Origin of the sequence: Paracoccus simplex (genome assembly GCF_042648325.1) — a bacterium.
GTDB classification, from domain to species: Bacteria; Pseudomonadota; Alphaproteobacteria; order Rhodobacterales; family Rhodobacteraceae; genus Paracoccus; species Paracoccus simplex.
Genome location: NZ_JBHRXE010000065.1, coordinates 1 through 21,704, shown reverse-complemented (window position 1 = coordinate 21,704; position 21,704 = coordinate 1). Strand labels below are relative to the sequence as shown.

Genomic DNA, 21,704 nt, shown 5'->3' with positions numbered 1-21,704 from the left:
GGACGCCCGGCCTTTCCGCTTGCGGTCGCGGCCTCAGAAGGTCGAGGGGATGATCCGGGTGTATTTCGTTCCGGCGATCGAGGCGCCGGCCATCAGCCCGGACTGGCCGAAGATCATCGCCACCACCGGTTGCTGCGAGGTGATGGTGTCGGTGCCCATCGAGACGCCGCCGGCGGGCAGGGCGTAATAGGCCCCGGCCTCGGCCACCCAGCCCGGCGCCTTGCGGAAATCGGCCAGCGCCGCATCGGTCTGGAAGATCAGCACATGCGCGTATTGCTGGGCGCCGATCTGGAAGCCGACGCTGGCCTGCGTCGCCGAATAGTAATCCACCGTCACGTCGTTGATGCGCAGCGCGCCCTGACCATAGGCGCCGCCGACGCCGAAGCCCGCCTCGGTCATCAGCGGCATGTACAGCACGCCCTTGGCGTTCCGCACCATGGGCGCGACATTGGGATAGCTGCGCAGCAGGAAGTCCCGCGTCGCATCGACCCGCGCGTCCAGCCGCGAAGGTGCGTCCTGGCCGATGGCGTTCGAGCAGCCCGCAAGCCCCAGCGCCGCGCCGCCCAGCAGCAAACCGCCACGCAGCACAGCGCCACGCAGCACAAGGCGCCGGCTCATCCCGTTGGAATTCATCATGTTTCGCCCCTCGTTCCCGGTTCGGCGGCTGGCCCGCCTGTCAAGGCGGCGATGATAAAGGACCGCCGGCCCTCATGCCAGCCTTTCGGCGACCTGCGGGGCGTAATAGCTTAGAATGCCGTCGCAGCCGGCGCGGCGGAAGGCGAGCAGGCTTTCGGCCACCACCTCGCGCGACAGCCAGCCGTTGCGGATCGCGCCCTCGATCATCGCGTATTCGCCGCTGACCTGATAGGCAAAGGTCGGGGCAGCGAACTGGTCCTTCACCATGCGGCAGATGTCCAGATAGGGCATCCCCGGCTTGACCATCACCATGTCGGCACCCTCGGAGAGATCGCGGGCAACGCAGCGCATCGCTTCCTCGCGGTTGGCCGGGTTCACCTGATAGGTCTTCTTGTCGCCGACCAGCCGCCCCGAGGCGCCCACCGCATCGCGGAACGGCCCATAGAAGCCGCTGGCGAATTTCGCCGCATAGGACAGGATCGCCACGTCCTTGTGGCCGTTCGCCTCGAGCAGGCCGCGCAGCGCGCCGATGCGCCCGTCCATCATGTCCGAGGGGCCAAGGATATCCGCCCCCGCCTCGGCCTGAACCAGCGCCATGCGGCCAAGCGCCTCGACCGTCTCGTCGTTCAGGATCACCCCGTCGCGCACCAGCCCGTCATGGCCGTTGGCGTTATAGGGGTCCAGCGCGATGTCGGTCATCACCGCCAATTCGGGCGCCACCTGCTTGATGGCGCGGATGGCGCGGTTGCCGATGTTTTCCGGGTCCCAGGCGCGCTCGCAGCTTTCGGTCTTAAGGTCCGGGTCGGAATGCGGGAAGATGCAGATCGCGGGGATGCCCAGCCGCATCGCGGTTTCCGCGGCGCGCTTCGCGCCCTCCAGCGTCAGCCGCTCGACCCCCGGCATCGACGGGATCTCGCCCTCGCCGCCGGCGATCTCGGTCACGAAGATCGGCCAGATCAGGTTGGCGGGGGTCAGGGTCACCTCGGTCACCATGGCGCGCAGCGCCGGCGTGCGGCGCAGCCGGCGCAGGCGGGTGGCGGGGAACGGGGCGGCGATCGGGGACGGGGACATGGCGGGGCCTGTGGCTGCGGGGATCTGGGCCTGAAACTGCACCCTGGGCCGGCAGGGCGCAACCCCCCGGCTCTAGCGCCGGAAAATCGTGGTTTTCCTTTGCACCAGGCCCGGTTAGTTTGCCTGTCGCAACCGATGCAAGGAGAAGACGTGCTCCGACCCGAGGGAATTCTCGCCCTGCTGGACAGCCGGTCCTTCGGCTCGATCTGGTTCTGGGTGATCCTGATGCTGGCCTGGACCATGGCGGGGCGGCGCGTTCTCGGCGTGCCCTCGGACGTGATCGCCGGGGCCGTCGGCACCGAGCCGGGCCCCGAGGACGACCCGGCGGCGCTGACGCTGCTCGACTGGCTGTCGCTGACCCTGCCGCGCTGGCGCATCGACCAGCGCGAGGGCGCGATCCTGCTGGGCCTGGGCGCCTTCCTGCTGACGGCGCTGACCGTCCTGGGATTCGGCTACGGGCTGGAAATGGCGCAGGCGCTGGTGCTGCTGGTCCTGCCCTTCGCGCTGCTTTTCGCACTGGAGCTGCGATTGGCGCGGCGGCTGCGCGCGGTGCTGGCCCGGGCCGAGGTCGGTCAGCCGGTGAACGAGGCCGGGGCCGAGGCCGCGCGGCTGATGCGTCGCCACAAGACGGCGGCCGTGGCGATGTCGATCCTCGCCGTGGCGCTGACTGCCTTCTACGGCGCGGTCTGGATGATCGCGCATCCTTTCGGGTTCTGAACCGGGCTTGACTTCGCCCGTGCCGGCTTTACCTCGGGGCGCATGGCACCGCATCCCGAACACCTGATCCTGTCCGGCGCGCCCGAGGGCATGGACGCCGCGCTGGTCGCGCGCGAACTGGCCCGCGGCAATCCCGTCATCCACATCGCCCGCGACGACCGGCGCATGGCTGCGATGCGGGCGGCGCTGGCCTTTTTCGCGCCGCAGGCCGCGGTGCTGGAGTTTCCGGCCTGGGACACCACGCCCTATGACCGGGTCTCGCCGGCGGGGGCGGTGATGGCGGCACGCATGGCGGTGCTGACGGCGCTCGCACATGGCGCGCTGAAAGGGCCCTTCGTACTGCTGACCACGCTGTCGGCCGCCATGCAGCGGGTGCCTGCGCGCGAGGCGCTGCGCGATGCCGGCTTCTCGGCCGCGGTGGGAGACCGCATGGATGAGGCTGCGTTGCGCGCCTTCCTGGCCCGCATGGGTTTCTCGCAGGCGCCGACCGTGACCGAGCCCGGCGATTTCGCGATCCGCGGCGGCATCATCGACATCTTCCCGCCCGGCGATTCCGGTCCGATCCGGTTGGACATGTTCGGCGACGTTCTGGAGGGCGCGCGCAGATTCGATGCAGAAACACAGCGTTCCATCGAAAAACTCGATCGTATCGAGCTTGCGCCCATGTCCGAAGTGATCCTGGACGAGCCTGCGATCACCCGCTTTCGCCAGAACTACCGCGCCGAATACGGCGCCGCCGCCAACGATCCGCTCTACGAGGGGATCAGCGCCGGCCGCAAGATGGCCGGCATGGAGCATTGGCTGCCCTGGTTCCATGCCCGGTTGGAAAGCCTGTTCGACTACCTGCCCGGTGCCTCGGTGGTGGCGGACGATCATCTGGACCAGGTTCGCGACGCACGCTGGCACACCATCACCGAACAGTTCGAGGCCCGGCGCGAGGCGCTGGCCCGCAAGGGCGGCACCGACACGGTGTATCGGCCGGTCCCGCCCGCCGAGATGTTCCCGGACGAGGTCGAATGGGCGCGCTGGCTGGCCGCGCATCGGGTGCTGCGCCTGTCTGTGCTGCCTCAACCGCCGGGTCCGGGCGTCCTGGATGCCGGCGGCCGGGTCGGGCGCAATTTCGCCCCCGAGCGTCAATCCGAGAATATCAACCTTTTCAAGTCATTTTCCGATCATATTCGAAATCTTCAAGCTTCGCGCCGGGTGGTGATCGCCAGTTTTTCGGAAGGTGCGCGCGAACGACTTGCCGGGCTGATTGCGGACGAGGGGCTCAAGGGCGCCAAGCCCATCGCCGATCTGCGCGATCTGCCCGATCAGCCCGGGGCGCTGGGGCTGGCGGTCTGGCCGCTGGAGGAAGGTTTCACCTCGGACGGCGCGGCCACCGGCGCACTGGCGGTGATCTCGGAACAGGACGTGCTGGGCGACCGGCTGATCCGGGGCGCGAAACGCCGCCGCAAGGCCGAGAACTTTCTGCGCGACACCACGACGCTGAGCCCGGGCGATCTGGTGGTGCATGTCGAACACGGCATCGGCCGCTATACCGGGCTGGAGACCGTGCAGGCGCTTGGCGTGCCGCATGATTGCGTGGCGCTGGAATATGCCGGCGGCGACCGGCTTTACCTGCCGGTGGAAAACATCGAACTGCTCAGCCGCTACGGGCATGAGGAGGGGCTGCTCGACAAGCTGGGCGGCGGCGCCTGGCAAGCGCGCAAGGCGCGGCTCAAGGAACGCATCAAGCTGATCGCCGACCGGCTGATGCGCGTCGCGGCCGAGCGGCTGCTGCGGCCGGCCCCGATCCTCGAACCCGAGCATCACGAGATCGAAAGTTTCGCCGCCCGCTTCCCCTATGCCGAGACCGAGGACCAGGCGGCGGCCATTGCCGACGTGGCCGAGGACTTGGCCGCCGGTCGGCCGATGGACCGGCTGGTCGTCGGCGACGTGGGCTTCGGCAAGACCGAGGTCGCCATGCGCGCGGCCTTCGTCGCCGCCTCGCAGGGCCGGCAAGTCGCGGTGGTGGCGCCGACCACGCTGCTGGCGCGCCAGCATTTCCGCACCTTTGCCGAACGGTTCCGGGGCACGGCGATCAATGTCCGGCCGCTGTCGCGTTTCGTATCCGCCAAGGATGCGACCGAAACCCGCAAGGGCTTGGCCGAGGGCACAGTGGATATCGTCGTCGGCACCCATGCCGTGCTGTCGAAACAGGTGCGATTCAAGAATCTGGGCCTGCTGATCGTCGACGAGGAACAGCATTTCGGCGTCGCCCACAAAGAGCGGCTGAAGGAGCTGCGCAGCGACATCCATGTCCTGACCCTGACCGCGACACCGATTCCGCGCACGTTGCAGCTGTCGCTGACCGGGGTGCGGGATCTGTCGATCATCGGCACGCCGCCCGTGGACCGGCTGTCGATCCGCACCTATGTGTCGGAATTCGACAGCGTGACCATCCGCGAGGCGCTGCTGCGCGAGAAATATCGCGGCGGGCAGAGCTTCTTCGTCGTGCCGCGCCTCGCGGACCTGCCCGAGGTCGAGGAATGGCTGAAGGAGCATGTCCCCGAGGTCAGCACCATCGTCGCCCATGGCCAGCTGGCGGCGGGCGATCTGGACCGGCGCATGAACGCCTTCTACGACCGCGGTGCGGATGTTCTGCTGGCGACGACCATCGTGGAATCCGGTCTCGACATTCCGACGGCGAATACCATGGTGGTCTGGCGCGCCGACATGTTCGGCCTGGCGCAGCTTTACCAGATCCGCGGTCGGGTCGGGCGTTCGAAGATCCGGGCCTATTGCTATCTGACCACCAAGCCCCGGGTGCCGCTGACCCCGCAAGCGATGCGGCGGCTGAAATTCCTGGGCGCCATCGACAGTCTTGGCGCCGGCTTCAACCTGGCTTCGCAGGATCTCGACCTGCGCGGCGCCGGGAACCTGCTGGGCGAGGAGCAGTCCGGCCATATCAGGGAGGTCGGCTTCGAACTTTACCAGCAGATGCTGGAGGAAACCATCGCCAAGCTGAAATCCGGCGAGATCGAGGGCACGCCCGAGGATGAATGGGCGCCGCAACTGAACCTGGGCGTGCCGGTGACGATCCCCGAAAGCTATGTGCCGGATCTGGACGTGCGGCTGGGCCTTTATCGCCGGCTGGCCGAACTGACCACCAAGGTGGAGCTGGAAGGTTTCGCCGCCGAACTGATCGACCGGTTCGGTCCGCTGCCGCGCGAGGTCAACACGCTGCTGCTGGTCATCCGCATCAAGGCCATGGCCAAGCGGGCGAATATTTCCAAGCTGGATGCGGGGCCCAAGGGCGCGACCATTCAATTCCATAACGACAAGTTCCCGAACCCGGCCGGGCTGGTCGAGTTCATCCACGACCAGCGCGGCCAGGCCAAGGTCACCGACAACCGGATCGTCGTGCTGCGCGACTGGCCCACGGATGCCGACCGCATCAAGGGCAGCTTCGCCATCGCCAAGGAACTGGCGGCGAAGATCAAGGAAGGCAAGGCGAAGGGCTGACGCCGGTCATCGCCGCGCAGCCGGACCGGGGGCGTTGCCCCCGGACCCCCGGGTATTTGGGCAACGGTGAACACCATCGGGCGCCACCGTTGGAAAAGGGCGCGCGTGGTATGTGTCTGGGATGCCTGGGGCCTGGCTGGCGGTTTCGCAGGGCTCCGCCTATCGGCTGCCGGCCGAGGCATGCGGCGGGACCGCCAGCGGCACCGAGGGCTGATACGACGGTGGATCGCTTCTCGGGCGGTCTGAACGAAAAGGGCGATGCCGGTCGGCATCGCCCCCTTGGGTCCGGATCAGTCGGCCGTCAGCAGCGGCGGCTTGGAATTGCTGATCTTGGGCGCTTCGGGACCGGTGATGTCGAAGACCGGCTTGTCGTCCTCGATCCGCACCCGCACCACGCCGCCCTTGGTCAGCCGGCCGAACAGCAGTTCCTCGGCCAGAGGTTTCTTGATCGTTTCCTGGATCACCCGGCCCAGCGGGCGGGCGCCCATCTTCTCGTCATAGCCGCGTTCGGCCAGCCAGTCGGCGGCTTCAGGGGTGAGCTCGATATGGACTCCGCGGTCGATCAGCTGCGCCTCGAGCTGGAGGACGAATTTCTCGACCACCTGGACGATGATCTCGCGCGAGAGCGGCGCGAAGCTGATCACCGCGTCCAGCCGGTTGCGGAATTCGGGCGTGAAGGTGCGCTCGATGGCGGCGGTATCCTCGCCCTCGCGGCGGTCGCGGCCGAAGCCGAAGGCGGCCTTGGCCTGGTCAGCGGCGCCCGCGTTCGAGGTCATGATCAGGATCACGTTGCGGAAATCCACCTGCCGGCCGTTATGGTCGGTGAGCTTGCCGTGATCCATGACCTGCAGCAGGATGTTGTAGACATCCGGATGCGCCTTTTCGATCTCGTCCAGCAGCAGCACGCAATGCGGATGCTGGTCGACGCCATCGGTCAAAAGCCCGCCCTGGTCGAAGCCGACATAGCCCGGCGGCGCGCCGATCAGCCGGCTGACCGCGTGCTTCTCCATGTATTCGGACATGTCGAAGCGCAGCAGCTCCACCCCCAGCGACGAGGCGAGCTGTTTGGCGACCTCGGTCTTGCCGACGCCGGTGGGGCCGGCGAACAGGTAGTTGCCGATCGGCTTTTCGGGTTCGCGCAACCCGGCCCGGGCCAGCTTGATCGAGGAGGCCAGCGCCTCGATCGCCTTGTCCTGACCGAAGACCAGGCGTTTCAGCGTCGCTTCCAGGTCCTTCAGCACCGCCGCATCGTCCTTGGAGACGCTTTTCGGCGGGATGCGGGCGATCTTGGCGACGATGGCCTCGATCTCCTTGGGGCCGATGGTCTTGCGGCGTTTGCTTTCTGCGACCAGGTGCTGCGCCGCGCCCGCCTCGTCGATCACGTCGATGGCGCTGTCGGGCAGCTTGCGGTCATTGATGTAGCGCGAAGCCAGTTCCACCGCCGACTTGATGGCATCGGTGGTATAGCGCAGCTCGTGGTGCTTTTCGAAGCTGGGCTTCAGACCCATCAGGATCTTGATCGCATCCGGCACCGAAGGCTCGTTCACGTCGATCTTCTGGAAGCGGCGCGACAGCGCGCGGTCCTTTTCGAAATGCTGGCGGAACTCCTTGTAGGTGGTCGAACCCATGCAGCGCAGCTTGCCGCCGGCCAGCGCCGGTTTCAGCAGGTTCGAGGCGTCCATCGCCCCGCCGGAAGTGGCGCCGGCACCGATCACGGTATGGATCTCGTCGATGAACAGGATGGCGTCGGGATGCTCCTCCAACTCCTTGACGACGGCCTTCAGCCGCTCCTCGAAATCGCCGCGATAGCGGGTGCCGGCCAGCAGCGCGCCCATGTCGAGCGAGAAGATGGTCGAGCCGGCCAGAACGTCCGGCGTCTCGCCGCGGGTGATCTTCAGCGCCAGACCCTCGGCGATGGCGGTCTTGCCTACGCCGGGATCGCCGACCAGCAGCGGGTTGTTCTTGCGCCGGCGGCACAGCACCTGGATGCAGCGCTCGACCTCGTCGGCGCGGCCGATCAGCGGGTCCACGTCGCCCTTGCAGGCCTTCTTGTTCAGGTCCACGCAATATTTCGACAGCGCGGATTCGTCCTTGGCCTGGGCCTGCTCGGCCTGGACCTGCTCGCCCTGCTGCTCGGCGCCCTGGACGGGACGGTTTTCCGAGAAGGAGGGATTCTTGGCCACGCCATGGGCGATGAAGTTCACCGCGTCATAGCGGGTCATGTCCAGTTCCTGCAGGAAGAAGGCGGCGTTCGATTCCCGTTCGGCGAAGATGGCGACCAGGACATTGGCCCCGGTCACCTCGGTCCGGCCCGAACTTTGGACATGGATCGCGGCGCGCTGGATCACGCGCTGGAAGGCGGCGGTGGGGACGGCCTCGGAACCCTCGACATCGGTGATGAGGGTCGAGAGGTCGTCCTCGATGAACTCGACCAGCATGCGGCGCAACTCGTCCAGATCGACATTGCAAGCCCGCATCACCTTCACGGCATCGGGCTCCTCCGTCAGCGCGAGCAGCAGGTGCTCGAGCGTGGCAAGCTCATGGCGATGTTCGTTGGCCAGCGCGAGCGCGGCATGGATGGCCTGTTCCAGGGAGGTCGAAAAGGACGGCACTTCAAGCTCCTGTCAGTCGGCTGGCGGTATGGGCCGCCAGATTTAGCGGTCCACCTGACCAGACTGTCACGATACAGTTAAGAATCGGTGGATTTTCGCGCAATTCAAGCGGTATTTGCTTTCGCTCGTGCCGAATTTCCGGCGGTTGAGGCAGATGTGATGATCGGCCGGGGAAATTTCAAGCATCGGATCCCTGCCGGCCACGCCGATCGGATGAATGTCGCGGCAAGGCAGATTTTCCTTGCCTCCGCTGCGGAGCGGCCTAGAACCTGTCCTTGCGCGCCCGCAACTCGGCAAAGACCCCGGCATCGGATCGGCCTTGCAGGCCAAGGGAATCGCGCAATTCCGCCACGCGCAGGAAAGGATTCGTCGCCCGTTCCTCGGCCAGGGTCGCGGGGGCGCAGGGCCGCGCGCCCGCAGCGGTTTCGGCCAGCCTTTGCCGCAAAGCGGCATTGTCGGGATCGACGGACAGCGCAAAGGCGCCGTTGCCCTGGCAATAATCGTGCCCCGAGCAGACCAGGGTTTCGCCCGGCAGCGCGTTCAGACGCGAAAGCGAGGCCCACATCATCGCGGCATCGCCCTCGAACAGCCGGCCGCAACCCAGCGCCATCAGGCTGTCGGCGGTGAAGACCATGGCCGATGCCGGCAGATGGAAGGCGACATGGCCGATGGTGTGGCCGGACACGTCGATCACCTCGGCTTCCTCGCCGGCAAGGGCGAAACGCCCGCCCGGCCGGACGGGCTGGTCGAGCGGCGGCAGACGGGCGGCGTCCTGGGCATTGCCAAGCACCCGGGCGCCGGTCGCCCCGACCAGTTCCGGCACCGCCTGGATGTGGTCGGCATGGTGATGGGTCAGGGCGATCAGGTCCAGCGACCAGCCCCGGGCGGCAAGCTCGGCCAGGATGGGCGCCGCCTCGGGGGCGTCGACCAGCGCCGTGCTGCCATTGCCATGCAGCAGCCAGGCGTAATTGTCGGTCAGGCAGCGGACGGGGACGAGTTCCAGCGGCATTGGCAAATTCCTCACTTTGCCGCAGTCTGGCCTCGCGAAGCCGGAGGCGCAATGCATCACGACGTCTATGAGCTACGGAAGTTCTATTATACCCGCGCGCTGGGGCGGGTCGTGCAGCGGGTGTTGCGCGACCGGCTGACCGGCCTGTGGCCGCCCGAGCAGGTGCAGGGCATGACCGTGGCCGGCTACGGCTTCGCGGCGCCGCTGCTGCGGCCCTATCTGGCGCGGGCGCGGCGCGTCGTCTCGCTGATGCCGGGGCCGCAGGGGGTAATGGCCTGGCCGGCCGGCATGCCGAACTGCTCGGTCCTGTGCGAGGAAGCCGCCTGGCCGCTGGACACCGGCAGCGTCGACCGGCTGGTGCTGCTGCACGCGCTGGAGACCGCCGATCATCCCGCGGTGCTGCTGGACGAGGCCTGGCGGGTGCTGGGGCCGGGCGGGCGGATGCTGGTCATGGGGCCGAACCGCGCCGGGCTCTGGGCGCGGTCCGAGACCACGCCCTTTGGCTTCGGGCGCAGCTACACCGCCGGCCAGCTCGAGGCGCAGGCCCGCGCGGCCGGCTTCGTGCCCGAGCGGACGGGGGCAGCGCTTTACATCCCGCCCTCGGACCGGCGGTTCTGGCTGAAAAGCGCCCAGATGTGGGAACGGACCGGGCTGCGCATCAGCCAGGTGCTGGTCGCCGGGGTGGTGCTGACCGAGTTCACCAAACAGGTTCAGGCGCCGGTCGGCCGCGGCCGGAAGGTCAGCGTGCCGAGCCCGCTCGACGTGCTCGAGGGCATCGCCCGGCCGCGGCCGGCGGGGCAGGGCGCCGGGCGGGCCGCCCGCGGTCCCGACGGCGGTCCGGGGCGCGGCGGGGCGAATCCTCGGCCGACCTGACCCCGGCCCGAAATCCATATCGCGCCCACGCGCACCCGCGCGAGAAGCCATGCGCCGCGGCTGTTTGCGCAATCGGCGGAAAACTCGCCATACCTAAGGACCGAAACACTCTCATTTCCGTGTTCAAGGCGGTTGCGGCAGCGAAAATCACCTGCTAGAGACGCCGCAGATTTTCGGGAAGGCCTCAGCCCGATCCATGCCAGGGCCGACCCTTGACCCGCGCTCCGCGACTGACCGGCCCGCCAGCCGGCCCGCCAGCGGAGCTTGCGCTAACCGGAAGGATGACCGTGGCCAATTCCGCTTCGATTTCCGCTGATATCGCCGGGCGTTACGCACAGGCCCTGTTCGACCTGGTCCGGGATGCGGGTGGCATCGACGCCCTGTCCAGCCAGATCGATGATCTGGCCTTGGCCTATGACGCCAGCAAGGATCTGCGCGATCTGACCGTCTCGCCCCTTTACGACCGCCAGCAGCAGGAAGCGGCGATCGGCACTCTGGCCGAGCGCATGGGCCTGTCGCCCGAACTGGCCAACACGCTGCGGCTGATGGCGAAAAACCGCCGGTTGTTCGCCCTGCCGCAGTTCATCGACCGGCTGCGCGGCCTGATCGCCGATGCGCGCGGCGAGGTCACCGCCGACGTGGTCAGCGCCCAGGCGTTGAGCGACGAGCAGAAGACCCGTCTCGCGGACACGCTGGCCGTGAAATCGGGCAAGAAGGTGAAACTGAACGCGCGCGTCGATGAAAGCCTCATCGGCGGCATGATCGTCAAACTGGGCTCGCAGATGATCGACAGCTCGATCCGCTCCAAGCTCGCCTCCCTCCAGAATGCTATGAAAGAGGTCGGATAATGGGAATCCAGGCTGCCGAAATCTCGGCCATCCTTAAGGATCAGATCAAGAATTTCGGTCAGGACGCCGAGGTGGCCGAGGTCGGGCAGGTGCTGTCCGTCGGGGACGGCATCGCCCGCGTCTACGGCCTGGACAAGGTTCAGGCCGGCGAGATGGTCGAATTCCCGGGCGGCATCCGCGGCATGGTGCTGAACCTTGAAACCGACAACGTCGGCGTCGTGATCTTCGGCGACGACCGTTCGATCAAGGAAGGCGACACCGTCAAGCGCACCGGCGCCATCGTGGAAGTCCCGACCGGCAAGGGCCTGCTGGGCCGCGTCGTCGATGCGCTGGGCAACCCGATCGACGGCAAGGGCCCGATCGCCGACCCGATCATGGCCATCGCCGACGTCAAGGCGCCTGGCATCATGCCGCGCAAATCGGTGCACGAGCCGATGGCGACCGGCCTGAAGTCGGTGGACGCGATGATCCCCGTCGGCCGCGGCCAGCGCGAGCTGATCATCGGCGACCGCCAGACCGGCAAGACCGCCATCGCGCTGGACACCATCCTGAACCAGCAGAACTACAACGGCCGCGAGGCCGATGGCATGAAGACCCTGCACTGCATCTATGTCGCCGTCGGCCAGAAGCGCTCGACCGTGGCCCAGCTGGTGAAGAAGCTGGAAGAGACCGGTGCCATGGCCTACACCACCGTGGTGGCCGCGACCGCCTCGGACCCGGCGCCGATGCAATACCTGGCGCCCTATTCGGCGACCGCCATGGGCGAATATTTCCGCGACAACGGCATGGATGCGCTGATCATCTATGACGACCTGTCGAAACAGGCCGTGGCCTATCGCCAGATGTCGCTGCTGCTGCGCCGTCCGCCGGGACGCGAAGCCTATCCGGGCGACGTGTTCTACCTGCACTCGCGCCTGCTGGAGCGTTCGGCCAAGCTGAACGAGAACAACGGCGCCGGCTCGCTGACCGCGCTGCCGATCATCGAAACCCAGGCGGGCGACGTGTCGGCCTATATTCCGACCAACGTGATCTCGATCACCGACGGCCAGATCTTCCTGGAAACCGAACTGTTCTTCCAGGGCATCCGCCCGGCCGTGAACACCGGTCTGTCGGTGTCGCGCGTCGGCTCGGCCGCCCAGACCAAGGCGATGAAATCGGTCGCCGGTCCGGTCAAGCTGGAACTGGCCCAGTATCGCGAGATGGCGGCCTTTGCGCAGTTCGGCTCGGACCTCGACGCCGCGACGCAGAAGCTGTTGAACCGCGGCGCGCGCCTGACTGAGCTGATGAAGCAGCCGCAATATTCGCCGCTGACCAACGCCGAGATCGTCATCGTGATCTATGCCGGCACCAAGGGCTATCTGGACAGCATTCCGGTTGCCGACGTGACCCGTTGGGAACAGGGCCTGATCCAGTACCTGCGCAACCAGAAGGCCGATCTGCTGGACGACATGACCCGGAACGACCGCAAAGTGGCGGGCGATCTGGAGGATGCGATCAAGGCGGCGCTGGACGGTTACGCCAAGACCTACGCCTGAGGGGAGGGATAGATGCCCAGCCTCAAGGATCTCAAGAACCGGATCGGCAGCGTCAAGAACACGCGCAAGATCACCAAGGCGATGCAGATGGTCGCCGCCGCGAAACTGCGCCGGGCGCAGGAAGCGGCGGAGGCGGCGCGTCCCTATGCCGACCGGATGTCCACGGTGATGGCCGGGCTGACCGCTGCAGCGGCCGGCTCGGACATGGCGCCGCGGCTGCTGGCCGGGACCGGCGAAGACCGCCGCCACCTGCTGGTGGTGATGACCTCGGAGCGCGGGCTTGCGGGCGGGTTCAACTCGTCCATCGTCAAGCTCGCCCGCCAGCGCCTGCTGGACCTGCAGGCGCAGGGCAAGCAGGTGGAAATCCTGACCGTCGGCAAGAAGGGCCGCGAGCAGCTCAAGCGCGAATACGGCAATCTCTTCGTGAATCACGTCGATCTCAGCGAGGTCAAGCGCATCGGTTATGACAATGCGCGCGCCATCGCCGACGAGATTCTCGACCGGTTCGAGGCAGGGCAGTTCGACGTGGCCACGCTGTTCTACAACCGTTTCGAATCCGTCATCAGCCAGGTTCCGACCGCCCGGCAGGTCATTCCCGCCGTGGTCGAGGAGGGCGAGGCCGCGGCCTCGGCGCTCTACGATTACGAGCCGGATGAGCATGCGATCCTGAACGACCTGCTGCCGCGTTCGGTGGCGACGCAGGTCTTCGCGGCGCTGCTGGAAAACGCCGCCTCCGAGCAGGGCGCGCGGATGACCGCCATGGACAACGCCACGCGCAATGCCGGCGACATGATCGACCGTCTGACCACCGAGTACAACCGCTCGCGTCAGGCCGCGATCACCAAGGAACTGATTGAAATCATCTCGGGCGCAGAGGCGCTCTGACACGTAGGGGTTAAACACATGGCAGAGGCCAAAGGAAAAATCACGCAGGTGATCGGCGCCGTGGTCGACGTGCAGTTCGACGGGCAGCTTCCCGCGATTCTGAACGCTCTGGAAACCGAGAACAACGGCAAGCGCCTGGTGCTGGAAGTGGCCCAGCACCTGGGCGAGAACACCGTCCGCACCATCGCCATGGATGCGACCGAAGGTCTGGTCCGCGGTCTGCCGGTGCGCGATACCGGCGGCCCGATCACCGTTCCGGTGGGCGACGCGACCCTGGGCCGCATCATCAACGTCGTCGGCGAGCCGGTGGACGAAGGCGCCCCGATCGAGGCGACCGAGAAGCGCGCCATCCACCAGCCGGCCCCGGACTTCGCCCAGCAGGCGACCGCGTCCGAGATCCTGGTCACCGGCATCAAGGTCATCGACCTGCTGGCCCCTTACTCCAAGGGCGGCAAGATCGGCCTGTTCGGCGGCGCCGGCGTGGGCAAGACGGTTCTGATCATGGAACTGATCAACAACATCGCCAAGGTGCACTCGGGCTATTCGGTGTTCGCCGGCGTCGGCGAGCGGACCCGTGAAGGCAACGACCTGTATCACGAGATGGTCGAATCGGGCGTCATCAAGCCCGACAACCTGGCGGAATCGCAGGTGGCCCTGGTCTATGGCCAGATGAACGAGCCTCCGGGCGCGCGGATGCGCGTCGCGCTGACCGGCCTGACCCTGGCCGAGCAGTTCCGCGACGCCACCGGCACCGACGTCCTGTTCTTCGTCGACAACATCTTCCGCTTTACCCAGGCGGGTTCGGAAGTGTCGGCGCTTCTGGGCCGCATCCCCTCGGCCGTGGGCTACCAGCCGACGCTGGCCACCGACATGGGCGCGATGCAGGAACGCATCACCTCGACCAAGAGCGGCTCGATCACCTCGATCCAGGCCGTCTACGTTCCGGCCGACGACCTGACCGACCCGGCGCCCGCCACGACCTTCGCCCACCTCGACGCCACGACGGTTCTGTCGCGCGCGATCTCGGAACTGGGCATCTACCCGGCCGTGGACCCGCTCGACTCGAACTCGCGGATCCTCGACCCGGCCGTCGTGGGTGATGAGCATTACAACACCGCCCGCGCGGTGCAGGGCATCCTGCAGAAATACAAGTCGCTGCAGGACATCATCGCCATTCTCGGCATGGACGAACTGTCCGAGGAGGACAAGCTGACCGTGGCCCGCGCCCGGAAGATCCAGCGCTTCCTGTCGCAGCCCTTCGACGTCGCCAAGGTCTTCACCGGCTCGGACGGCGTGCAGGTGCCGCTGGAGGACACGATCAAGTCGTTCAAGGCGGTGGTGAACGGTGAATACGACCACCTGCCGGAAGCGGCCTTCTACATGGTCGGCGGCATCGAGGATGTGAAAGCCAAGGCTCAGCGTCTCGCCGCTGACGCGGCATAAGGGGGCGACATGGCCGACACGATGCAGTTCGACCTCGTCTCGCCGGAACGGAACCTGGTTTCCGTCCCGGTGCGCGAGGTGCGCCTGCCCGGCGCCGATGGCGACCTGACGGCGATGCCCGGCCATGCGCCGGCCATCGTCAACCTGCGCCCCGGTCTGGTGACCGTGGTGGCGGGCGACGGGTCCGAGACGGAATTCGCGGTCACCGGCGGCTTCGCCGAGATCAACAACGAATCCGTCACCCTGCTGGCCGAGCGCGGGCATCCCCGCGCCGAGATGACGCAGGAGGTCTTCAACGAGATGATGGCCCAGGCGCATCGTCGCGTGCAGGCCGCCAAGGAGCGCGAATCCGCCGGAGAGGAGCTGGTCGCCGCGGCGGTCAAGCTGCTGGCCGACATGGAGGCGCTCGGCACCCATATCGGGCTCGATCCGAACCAGGCAAATTTTCCGCACTGACGCGGGTATTGTCTAAAAAGATAACAAGCCCCGGAGGTTCCGGGGCTTTATTAATTCGTTCTCTGGTCATTCCATATCGCTGGGGGAGAGGAACGGGACTTGAGACGTTTTGGCCATTTCGCCGTCGGTGTCGCCAATGGCTCGACCGAGATGTTCTCGGCTTTCGAGAGCGGCGGCCCGATGTGGACCGGGCAGGGGGCGCGGGTCGAGGTCCAGCGCGTGCGCTTCGACGAGAGCTTTGCCGAACCCCCGGTCGTGCATGTCGGGCTGAGCATGTGGGACGTGGATCGCAACGCCAATCAGCGTGCCGACATCCAGGCGGCCCACATCACCACCGACGGGTTCGAGCTGCAGTTCCGCACCTGGGGCGACACCCGCGTCGCCCGGGTGCGGGCCAGCTGGATGGCCATCGGCCCGGTCCGGCACGAGGATGACTGGGATCCGGACTGATCTGCTCAGGCGCGGTCGAGGTTCAGCCCGATCAGCTCGGCCACCTGCCGCGGATGGGTGATGGGCAGCATGTGTCCGGCCCCCGGCACACGGGCGCGCCCGACATCCGGCAGCCGCGCCGCCAGGGCGTCGGCGATGGCCGGGATCACCGGCGGCGACTCGGCCCCCATGACGATCAGCACCGGGGCGTCGATGGCTTCCAGCCCGCCCTCGCGCAGGATATTGGCACTGTCCTGGCGCAGCGCCTCGTTGCTGGCCTGCACCAGATGGATCTGCCGTGTCAGCCGGGCCTGGCCGGCAGGGGTCTGGGATTGCCAGTCGAGCCCGCCCCAGACGCCCAGGAAAACCTGTGCCGCCTCGGCATCGGCGCCGGCGGCAAGCCGGGCGGCGACATCGTCGAGAAGCGCATCGTTCATGACCTCGGGCGCGGCGGCGAACAGCACCGGTTCGATCAGGGTCAGGCTGCGTACCGCCTCGGGCGCCGCCACGGCGATGCGCAGGGCGACGGTGGCGCCCATGCTGTGCCCGATCAGATCCAGCGGGCGGTCGATCAGTGCCGCCGCCGCGCGGGTCACGAAGGTATGGTAGTCGGGCGGTCCGCCGGCCCAGTCGGGACTCTGGCCATGACCGGGCAGGTCGGGCGCGGCGATCCGCACGCGATGACGCAGATCCGCGGCGATCGGCTTCCAATAGCCGGCATTGCCCATCATGCAATGCAACGCCAGGGCCGGGCGCTCCTCGGCCCCCGGCCAATGCCTCAGATGCAGCGCGCTCACAGGCCGGCCAGATACCGGTCGAGGAAATCCAGCCGGTCCTGGCCCCAGAACCGCTCGCCGCTGTCGCGCACCACATAGAAGGGCGAGCCGAAGACGCCGGCCTCGGCCGCCTGTTCCAGATTGCGGCCGAAGGTCTCGGCCCCGACGAACAGGCCCTTGTCGGCAAGATCGGGGTCGAAGCCCGCGGCGGCGAGCTTGGCGCGGATCACCGCATCGTCGGCGATGTCGGCATCTTCGGCCCAGACCCCGCGCAGGAAGCCCTGCACCAGCCCCGGCAGGTCGCCGCCGCCGGCCTGTTGCGCGGCGATGATGGCATAGGAGGAGGGCGCCGGGTTCACCGGCCAGAAGGCGGGTTTCAGGTTCAGGGGCGCGCCCAGATGCTGGGACCAGCGCCGCAGCTCCTGGGCGCGGTATTCCATCCGCGAGGGGTGGCGGTTCGCCGGCCGCACGCCGCCGGTGCGGTCGAAAAGCTGCATCAGGTCCACGGGCTTGTAGGTGATCGACGCGCCATGGCGGGCGGCGATCCGTTCAAGCCGGTCCCCGGCCAGATAGGCCCAGGGGCTGGGTGTGCCGAAGTAATAGTCGATATGCGCCATGAGTGTGCCTCCGGGGTTTGCGGGCAAGCTAGCCCGGTGCTAAGCGGGGTGCAATCGCACGAATCCAGACAGGGAAAGCCCATGCCGGCCATGACCGAACCGAAGCTCATCGCGGGGAATGCGAACCGGCCTCTGGCCAATGCCATCGCCCGGCGCATGTCGATGCATCGCGGGATGAACGTCGCCCCCATCGAGGCGCGGGTCGAGCGTTTCAACGACCAGGAGATCTTCGTCGAGGTCTATGAGAACGTCCGCGGCGAGGACATGTTCATCATCCAGCCGACCTCGAACCCGGCCAATGACAACCTGATGGAGCTGCTGATCATGACGGATGCGCTGAAGCGTTCGTCGGCGGCGCGCATCACTGCGGTGATTCCCTATTTCGGCTATGCCCGCCAGGACCGCCGCGCCAAGGCCCGCACGCCGATCAGCGCCAAGCTGGTGGCCAACCTGCTGACCGAGGCGGGCGTGGACCGGGTGCTGACGCTGGACCTGCACGCGGCGCAGATCCAGGGCTTCTTCGACATTCCGGTGGACAACCTTTATGCCGCGCCGGTCTTTGCGCTGGACATCAAGCACCATTTCCGCGAACGGCTGTCGGATCTGATGGTGATCTCGCCCGACGTGGGCGGCGTGGCGCGGGCGCGGGAACTGGCGCAGCGCATCGGCGCGCCCTTGGCCATCGTCGACAAGCGCCGCGAGAAACCGGGCGAAATCGCCGAGATGACGGTGATCGGCGACGTGACCGGCAAGACCTGCATCATCGTCGACGACATCTGCGACACTGCCGGCACGCTTTGCAAGGCGGCGCAGGTGCTGACCGAGCACGGCGCGACCGAGGTGCATGCCTACATCACCCACGGTGTCCTGTCCGGCCCCGCGGTCGAGCGGGTGCAGGGCTCGGTGATGAAATCGCTGGTCATCACCGATTCGATCGAGCCGACCGAGAAGGTGAAATCCGCCTCGAACATCCGCATCGTGCCGACCGCGCCGATGTTTGCCCAGGCGATCCTGAACATCTGGAACGGCACCTCGGTCAGTTCGCTGTTCGAGGTGGACACGTTGGGGCCGATCTACGAGGGGCTCTATTCGGGTATCTGACCCTGGGCCGTCTCGGCCCGTCCATGGCTCAAGGCCCCGGTAACCAGCCGGGGCCTTTCTCGTGTCACAGGAAGCGCGGGAATTCGATCTTGGGGCAACGATCCTCGATCACCGTCAGCCCCTTTGCCCGCGCCCGATTCGCGGCCAGCGCATGGCTGACGCCCAGTTGCATCCAGATCGTGCGCAGCCGCGGCAGGCTGTACAGCGCCTGGTCGACGATGCCGGGCACCGCCTCGGACCGGCGGAAGATGTCCACCATGTCCACGCCGGTCTCATGCGGAATGGCCCGCAGGTCGGCATAGACAAGCTCGTCAAGGATGGTGCCGCCAGCATGGCCGGGATTGACCGGAATCACCCGGTAGCCCTGCGATTTCAGATAGCGGGCGACACCCCAGGATGGTCGGGCCTCGTTCGGCGACAGGCCGACGATGGCGATGCAGCGCGTGCTCCGGGCGATGCGGGAAATGTCCTCATCGACCGGCGACGTGCCGATATCGCGAAGTACTGCCAGGTTCATCTGATCCTCCCCCAAGATCTCAACCGAAAGTGGCATGGAAAAAGCGCCCGGTCCAGAGGTCTGGCCGGGCGCAAGTCGCGGAACGAGGGACAGTGATCTGAACATGACCGTTCCGTGGTCATGTTCGGTAAATAAATGGGAACCGTGGCCAAAAGGTTCCACCCCTCTCGCAAAAATGTGAAGATCTTACGGATTCGTCCGCGTCCAGAACGCCTTTGCCCGCATCAGCACATGCTGCGGATCGGCAAGAAGCCGCTGACGCGCCTGTTCCGTGCGCAGAAAATAGGTGCGCTGGCCGATGACCACGAAATAGCGCGGATTGCCCGGCTCGGACCGGCCTTCGGACAGCGCCACCACGCAAAGCCCGCCGAGGCCGGGCGCGTAAGCCCCCGGATTGGCTTCGAAAAGGCTGCGATTCTGCTCGCTGGCGAAATGCCATTCCTTGCCGCGCCACAGCGTCACCAGGTCCGAACGTCCCGGCACCGCGGCATTTTCGGCCCAGTAGGAGACCGGATCCATGCCGTCCAGTGCCCAATCCTGCGCCATCGCCGAAGAAACGGGCATGAAAAGCAGCAGACTGACAAGGAACGGGCGAATCATGATGACCGAAGATGCTGGGCGCTTCTCAGCATCTGGCAAATCGATCGGCGATTCTCAACCAAGCCGGGCGGGTTCTAGCAGCGATGTGATCCCGGCGCTCAACAGCGTGAGGCGGCGTAGAGCGCCACCGCCGCGGCGTTCGAGACGTTGAGCGAGCCGAAATCCGCCGCGAAGGGAATGCGCAGGATGCGGTCGCAGGTCTCGCGCGTGCGCTCGCGCAGGCCGGGGCCCTCGGCGCCCAGCACCAGGCAGATCGGCCGGCCCGAGAGGTCCTGCAGCGCCTCGGGCAGAGTGTCCTCTCCGGTGCCGTCCAGGCCCAGGACCGCATAGCCCATGCCTTGCAGCTCGATCAGCGCATCGGCCAGGTTGGTGACACGCAGATAGGGCTGGCGCTCCAGCGCGCCCGAGGCGGTCTTGGCCAGGGCGCCGGTTTCGGGCGCGGCATGGCGCGAGGGCGCGATGACCGCGCGGGCGCCGAACACCTCGGCAGAGCGCAGGATCGCCCCGACGTTATGCGGATCGGTGACCCGGTCCAGCGCCACCAGCAGCGGCCGGCCGGGCCCCGACAGGGCCAGATCGGTCAGGCTGCCCCATTTCAGCGGCTTCACCTCCAGCGCGGCGCCCTGATGCACGCTTTCCGGCGGCAGCGGGACGCTGCGGTCGAAGACCCGGGCGTCGGTGATCTCGGGCACGACATCGCCGGGCAGGGGCCCCAACCGGTCGAGAGCGTTCTGGGTGACGACGAGTCGCAGCTTCTCGCGCTTGGGATTGGCGAGCGCGTCGCGCACCGCGTGCAGGCCGAACAGCCAGACGGTTTCGGCCGCAGCGGCGCGGCGGGCGCGTTCCTTGTCGATCACCCAGGCGGGCTTTTTGGATTTCTGAGCTTTCTCTGCCATGTCGCAATCCCCGTTCTTGTCTCGACTGCGCAGAATTCGCTGCCGAATGCAAGTTTTCCGGCTTCGACCGGGCAGGTTCGGGAAAGCGCAAAAAACTCGCCGCGCACCGCTTGACGCCCTGATCCGGCCGGGCTAATCACCCCCTCACGCCGAGAGCGTTCGGCGGGCGACGTGCTGCAAGGTGCGGCAGCGGACTGTAACTCCGCCGGGGAGACCCATGCCTGGTTCGATTCCAGGGTCGCCCACCACTCAATCTTTTCAATAAATTACGGGACGGTGGCGCCGCTTCGGCTGCTTCATGTAAGCGCGGCTGTGTAAGCAATATGTAAGCGCCCCGCTTGGTTACGCCTGTATTGGCTTTGGTTGAAAATGGTGTGATTCTGATCTCGGTCCGTGTTCGCGGGGCCGTGAGCAGGGGGTGAAGATGCTTAATGTCGAAGTGTGGGAAGCTCGAACCTATGTAAAGCAAAGCGACGGCGAAGATTATGAATTTCAAGACGACATTTCGCTGGGCAACTTCCGGGTGGCCGCGCTACCAGCGGCTGGCGAAAGGATCGTTATCACGGCCTACGGCGCCCCTGACTATGGCGAAGGGTTCTCGGAAAACATCTACGTCGTTCAAGAGGTTTGGCATGTTGCCCGCCATATCGATCCGACGGGGGGCCAGGTGACGGACTGGCGGGAAACAGATAACGAACCGTCGGCCAAGGTCTTTGTGGCATTCAGCCATTCGCGCGGGGGCTTTCACCGGTCAGACCGAAACCACGATCTTCGCCGCATTATCATCCCCGTTCAAGATCAGCCCTAGTTTTTTAGTCTTCGGCCCCGATGAAGGCGTCAAACGCCTGGTCCTCGGGGCTGTAGCCGCCCAATTCCTCGTTCACGATGTTGGCCAGGTGCGGCACCCGCGCCCCGAACTTGCGCAGCAGCCGGCGCCCCATGACCTGGGTGTCATGCGGGTTGTATTTGCGCAGCAGCGCGGCCGCCAGCGCCGGATCGTCCATGGCCTTGGTCATCAATTCGTTTATCGCCGCGGCCTGGACTTTCGAGGACCGGCCCCGGATCCAGCCCGACAGAAGATGAATGCCGGCGATCGGCTTGGACAGCTGGCCGCGCGAGACGCTGGTGCGCGATCTGACCAGCGGGGAATTCCTCGGCCAGCAGCGCAATGTCGTG

Annotated in this window: 21 protein-coding genes and 1 tRNA gene; 12 read left to right on the top strand and 10 right to left on the bottom strand. The window is 66.7% G+C overall.

Features of this window, described 5'->3' with window-relative positions:
* Nucleotides 1-33: 33 nt before the first annotated feature.
* Together ACFOMP_RS19375 and hemB are read right to left on the bottom strand one after the other, a co-directional pair.
* A complete protein-coding gene (locus tag ACFOMP_RS19375) occupies nt 34-636 on the bottom strand; it encodes a lipid-binding SYLF domain-containing protein (RefSeq protein ID WP_379033615.1) in 603 nt (200 codons plus the stop codon).
* Between the two features lie 72 nt (nt 637-708).
* Entirely contained in the window at nt 709-1,707 is a 999-nt protein-coding gene (gene hemB, locus ACFOMP_RS19370) for a porphobilinogen synthase (RefSeq protein ID WP_289895520.1), read from the bottom strand.
* A gap of 150 nt (nt 1,708-1,857) precedes the next feature.
* Between hemB and ACFOMP_RS19365 the strand changes: the two genes are divergently transcribed.
* Both ACFOMP_RS19365 and mfd read left to right on the top strand, forming a co-directional pair.
* A complete protein-coding gene (locus tag ACFOMP_RS19365) occupies nt 1,858-2,424 on the top strand; it encodes a hypothetical protein (RefSeq protein WP_289895519.1) in 567 nt (188 codons plus the stop codon).
* A 42-nt stretch (nt 2,425-2,466) separates the two neighbouring features.
* Nucleotides 2,467-5,931 carry a transcription-repair coupling factor gene (gene mfd / locus ACFOMP_RS19360; RefSeq protein WP_379033611.1) on the top strand — a complete coding sequence of 1,155 codons (3,465 nt, stop codon included), beginning with the start codon at nt 2,467-2,469 and terminating at the stop codon, nt 5,929-5,931.
* A gap of 290 nt (nt 5,932-6,221) precedes the next feature.
* On the opposite strand, the gene clpA is transcribed toward mfd, so the two are convergent.
* Nucleotides 6,222-8,543 carry an ATP-dependent Clp protease ATP-binding subunit ClpA gene (gene clpA / locus ACFOMP_RS19355; RefSeq protein WP_379033608.1) on the bottom strand — a complete coding sequence of 774 codons (2,322 nt, stop codon included), beginning with the start codon at nt 8,541-8,543 and terminating at the stop codon, nt 6,222-6,224.
* 262 nt (nt 8,544-8,805) lie between these two features.
* Nucleotides 8,806-9,552 carry a hydroxyacylglutathione hydrolase gene (gene gloB, locus ACFOMP_RS19350; RefSeq protein ID WP_379033606.1) on the bottom strand — a complete coding sequence of 249 codons (747 nt, stop codon included), beginning with the start codon at nt 9,550-9,552 and terminating at the stop codon, nt 8,806-8,808.
* 51 nt (nt 9,553-9,603) lie between these two features.
* Between gloB and ACFOMP_RS19345 the strand changes: the two genes are divergently transcribed.
* The 7 genes from ACFOMP_RS19345 (at nt 9,604) to ACFOMP_RS19315 (ending at nt 16,042) form a co-directional block, all read left to right on the top strand.
* Nucleotides 9,604-10,425, top strand: coding sequence for a class I SAM-dependent methyltransferase (locus tag ACFOMP_RS19345; protein ID WP_379033603.1), 822 nt, complete (start codon nt 9,604-9,606; stop codon nt 10,423-10,425).
* A gap of 281 nt (nt 10,426-10,706) precedes the next feature.
* On the top strand, nt 10,707-11,273 hold the full coding sequence (locus ACFOMP_RS19340) for a F0F1 ATP synthase subunit delta (protein WP_379033600.1): 567 nt from the start codon (nt 10,707-10,709) through the stop codon (nt 11,271-11,273).
* Entirely contained in the window at nt 11,273-12,808 is a 1,536-nt protein-coding gene (gene atpA / locus ACFOMP_RS19335; protein ID WP_379033597.1) for a F0F1 ATP synthase subunit alpha, read from the top strand. Before ACFOMP_RS19340 ends, atpA begins: the two co-directional genes overlap by 1 nt.
* A gap of 12 nt (nt 12,809-12,820) precedes the next feature.
* Nucleotides 12,821-13,693, top strand: a complete 873-nt coding sequence (locus ACFOMP_RS19330; RefSeq protein WP_289895512.1) for a F0F1 ATP synthase subunit gamma — start codon at nt 12,821-12,823, stop codon at nt 13,691-13,693.
* 18 nt (nt 13,694-13,711) lie between these two features.
* Nucleotides 13,712-15,136 (top strand): F0F1 ATP synthase subunit beta, encoded by a 1,425-nt coding sequence (gene atpD / locus ACFOMP_RS19325; protein WP_289895511.1) that lies wholly within the window; start codon nt 13,712-13,714, stop codon nt 15,134-15,136.
* A gap of 9 nt (nt 15,137-15,145) precedes the next feature.
* On the top strand, nt 15,146-15,592 hold the full coding sequence (locus tag ACFOMP_RS19320) for a F0F1 ATP synthase subunit epsilon (protein ID WP_289895510.1): 447 nt from the start codon (nt 15,146-15,148) through the stop codon (nt 15,590-15,592).
* A 99-nt stretch (nt 15,593-15,691) separates the two neighbouring features.
* Nucleotides 15,692-16,042: an H-type lectin domain-containing protein gene (locus ACFOMP_RS19315; RefSeq protein WP_019353698.1), complete on the top strand. Its 351-nt coding sequence runs from the start codon at nt 15,692-15,694 to the stop codon at nt 16,040-16,042.
* A gap of 5 nt (nt 16,043-16,047) precedes the next feature.
* Here ACFOMP_RS19315 and ACFOMP_RS19310 read toward each other — a convergent pair whose 3' ends face one another.
* Nucleotides 16,048-16,818, bottom strand: coding sequence for an alpha/beta fold hydrolase (locus ACFOMP_RS19310; protein WP_379033592.1), 771 nt, complete (start codon nt 16,816-16,818; stop codon nt 16,048-16,050).
* On the bottom strand, nt 16,815-17,414 hold the full coding sequence (locus tag ACFOMP_RS19305) for a 2-hydroxychromene-2-carboxylate isomerase (protein WP_379033589.1): 600 nt from the start codon (nt 17,412-17,414) through the stop codon (nt 16,815-16,817). The genes ACFOMP_RS19310 and ACFOMP_RS19305 overlap by 4 nt, the downstream gene beginning before the upstream one ends.
* 81 nt (nt 17,415-17,495) lie before the next feature.
* Here ACFOMP_RS19305 and ACFOMP_RS19300 point away from each other — a divergent pair, with 81 nt between their 5' ends.
* On the top strand, nt 17,496-18,515 hold the full coding sequence (locus ACFOMP_RS19300) for a ribose-phosphate pyrophosphokinase (RefSeq protein WP_289895507.1): 1,020 nt from the start codon (nt 17,496-17,498) through the stop codon (nt 18,513-18,515).
* A 64-nt stretch (nt 18,516-18,579) separates the two neighbouring features.
* Here the strand turns inward: ACFOMP_RS19300 and ACFOMP_RS19295 are convergent, their stop codons facing one another.
* From ACFOMP_RS19295 to rlmB, 3 genes are all read right to left on the bottom strand, one after another.
* Entirely contained in the window at nt 18,580-19,032 is a 453-nt protein-coding gene (locus ACFOMP_RS19295; RefSeq protein WP_379033586.1) for a CoA-binding protein, read from the bottom strand.
* Nucleotides 19,033-19,218: 186 nt separating this feature from the next.
* Complete coding sequence (locus ACFOMP_RS19290; protein ID WP_289895505.1) at nt 19,219-19,596, bottom strand: YHS domain-containing (seleno)protein; 378 nt, start codon at nt 19,594-19,596, stop codon at nt 19,219-19,221.
* A gap of 134 nt (nt 19,597-19,730) precedes the next feature.
* A complete protein-coding gene (gene rlmB / locus ACFOMP_RS19285) occupies nt 19,731-20,528 on the bottom strand; it encodes a 23S rRNA (guanosine(2251)-2'-O)-methyltransferase RlmB (protein ID WP_289895504.1) in 798 nt (265 codons plus the stop codon).
* A gap of 164 nt (nt 20,529-20,692) precedes the next feature.
* Here rlmB and ACFOMP_RS19280 point away from each other — a divergent pair.
* Nucleotides 20,693-20,776 (top strand) — tRNA-Tyr (locus ACFOMP_RS19280).
* A gap of 176 nt (nt 20,777-20,952) precedes the next feature.
* On the top strand, nt 20,953-21,336 hold the full coding sequence (locus ACFOMP_RS19275; RefSeq protein ID WP_379033582.1) for a hypothetical protein: 384 nt from the start codon (nt 20,953-20,955) through the stop codon (nt 21,334-21,336).
* A 4-nt stretch (nt 21,337-21,340) separates the two neighbouring features.
* Here ACFOMP_RS19275 and ACFOMP_RS19270 read toward each other — a convergent pair whose 3' ends face one another.
* Nucleotides 21,341-21,544: a hypothetical protein gene (locus tag ACFOMP_RS19270; protein ID WP_379033579.1), complete on the bottom strand. Its 204-nt coding sequence runs from the start codon at nt 21,542-21,544 to the stop codon at nt 21,341-21,343.
* Nucleotides 21,545-21,704 lie beyond the last annotated feature (160 nt).

Coding starts and splice junctions, on each gene's coding strand:
- ACFOMP_RS19330 (WP_289895512.1), top strand. CDS start 12,821: ATGCCCAGCCTCAAGGATCTCAAGAACCGGATCGGCAGCGTCAAGAAC.
- mfd (WP_379033611.1), top strand. CDS start 2,467: ATGGCACCGCATCCCGAACACCTGATCCTGTCCGGCGCGCCCGAGGGC.
- ACFOMP_RS19295 (WP_379033586.1), bottom strand. CDS start 19,032: ATGAACCTGGCAGTACTTCGCGATATCGGCACGTCGCCGGTCGATGAG.
- atpD (WP_289895511.1), top strand. CDS start 13,712: ATGGCAGAGGCCAAAGGAAAAATCACGCAGGTGATCGGCGCCGTGGTC.
- ACFOMP_RS19345 (WP_379033603.1), top strand. CDS start 9,604: ATGCATCACGACGTCTATGAGCTACGGAAGTTCTATTATACCCGCGCG.
- ACFOMP_RS19300 (WP_289895507.1), top strand. CDS start 17,496: ATGCCGGCCATGACCGAACCGAAGCTCATCGCGGGGAATGCGAACCGG.
- ACFOMP_RS19320 (WP_289895510.1), top strand. CDS start 15,146: ATGGCCGACACGATGCAGTTCGACCTCGTCTCGCCGGAACGGAACCTG.
- ACFOMP_RS19270 (WP_379033579.1), bottom strand. CDS start 21,544: ATGACCAAGGCCATGGACGATCCGGCGCTGGCGGCCGCGCTGCTGCGC.
- ACFOMP_RS19275 (WP_379033582.1), top strand. CDS start 20,953: ATGCTTAATGTCGAAGTGTGGGAAGCTCGAACCTATGTAAAGCAAAGC.
- rlmB (WP_289895504.1), bottom strand. CDS start 20,528: ATGGCAGAGAAAGCTCAGAAATCCAAAAAGCCCGCCTGGGTGATCGAC.
- gloB (WP_379033606.1), bottom strand. CDS start 9,552: ATGCCGCTGGAACTCGTCCCCGTCCGCTGCCTGACCGACAATTACGCC.
- ACFOMP_RS19305 (WP_379033589.1), bottom strand. CDS start 17,414: ATGGCGCATATCGACTATTACTTCGGCACACCCAGCCCCTGGGCCTAT.
- atpA (WP_379033597.1), top strand. CDS start 11,273: ATGGGAATCCAGGCTGCCGAAATCTCGGCCATCCTTAAGGATCAGATC.
- ACFOMP_RS19340 (WP_379033600.1), top strand. CDS start 10,707: ATGACCGTGGCCAATTCCGCTTCGATTTCCGCTGATATCGCCGGGCGT.
- hemB (WP_289895520.1), bottom strand. CDS start 1,707: ATGTCCCCGTCCCCGATCGCCGCCCCGTTCCCCGCCACCCGCCTGCGC.
- ACFOMP_RS19290 (WP_289895505.1), bottom strand. CDS start 19,596: ATGCCCGTTTCTTCGGCGATGGCGCAGGATTGGGCACTGGACGGCATG.
- ACFOMP_RS19375 (WP_379033615.1), bottom strand. CDS start 636: ATGATGAATTCCAACGGGATGAGCCGGCGCCTTGTGCTGCGTGGCGCT.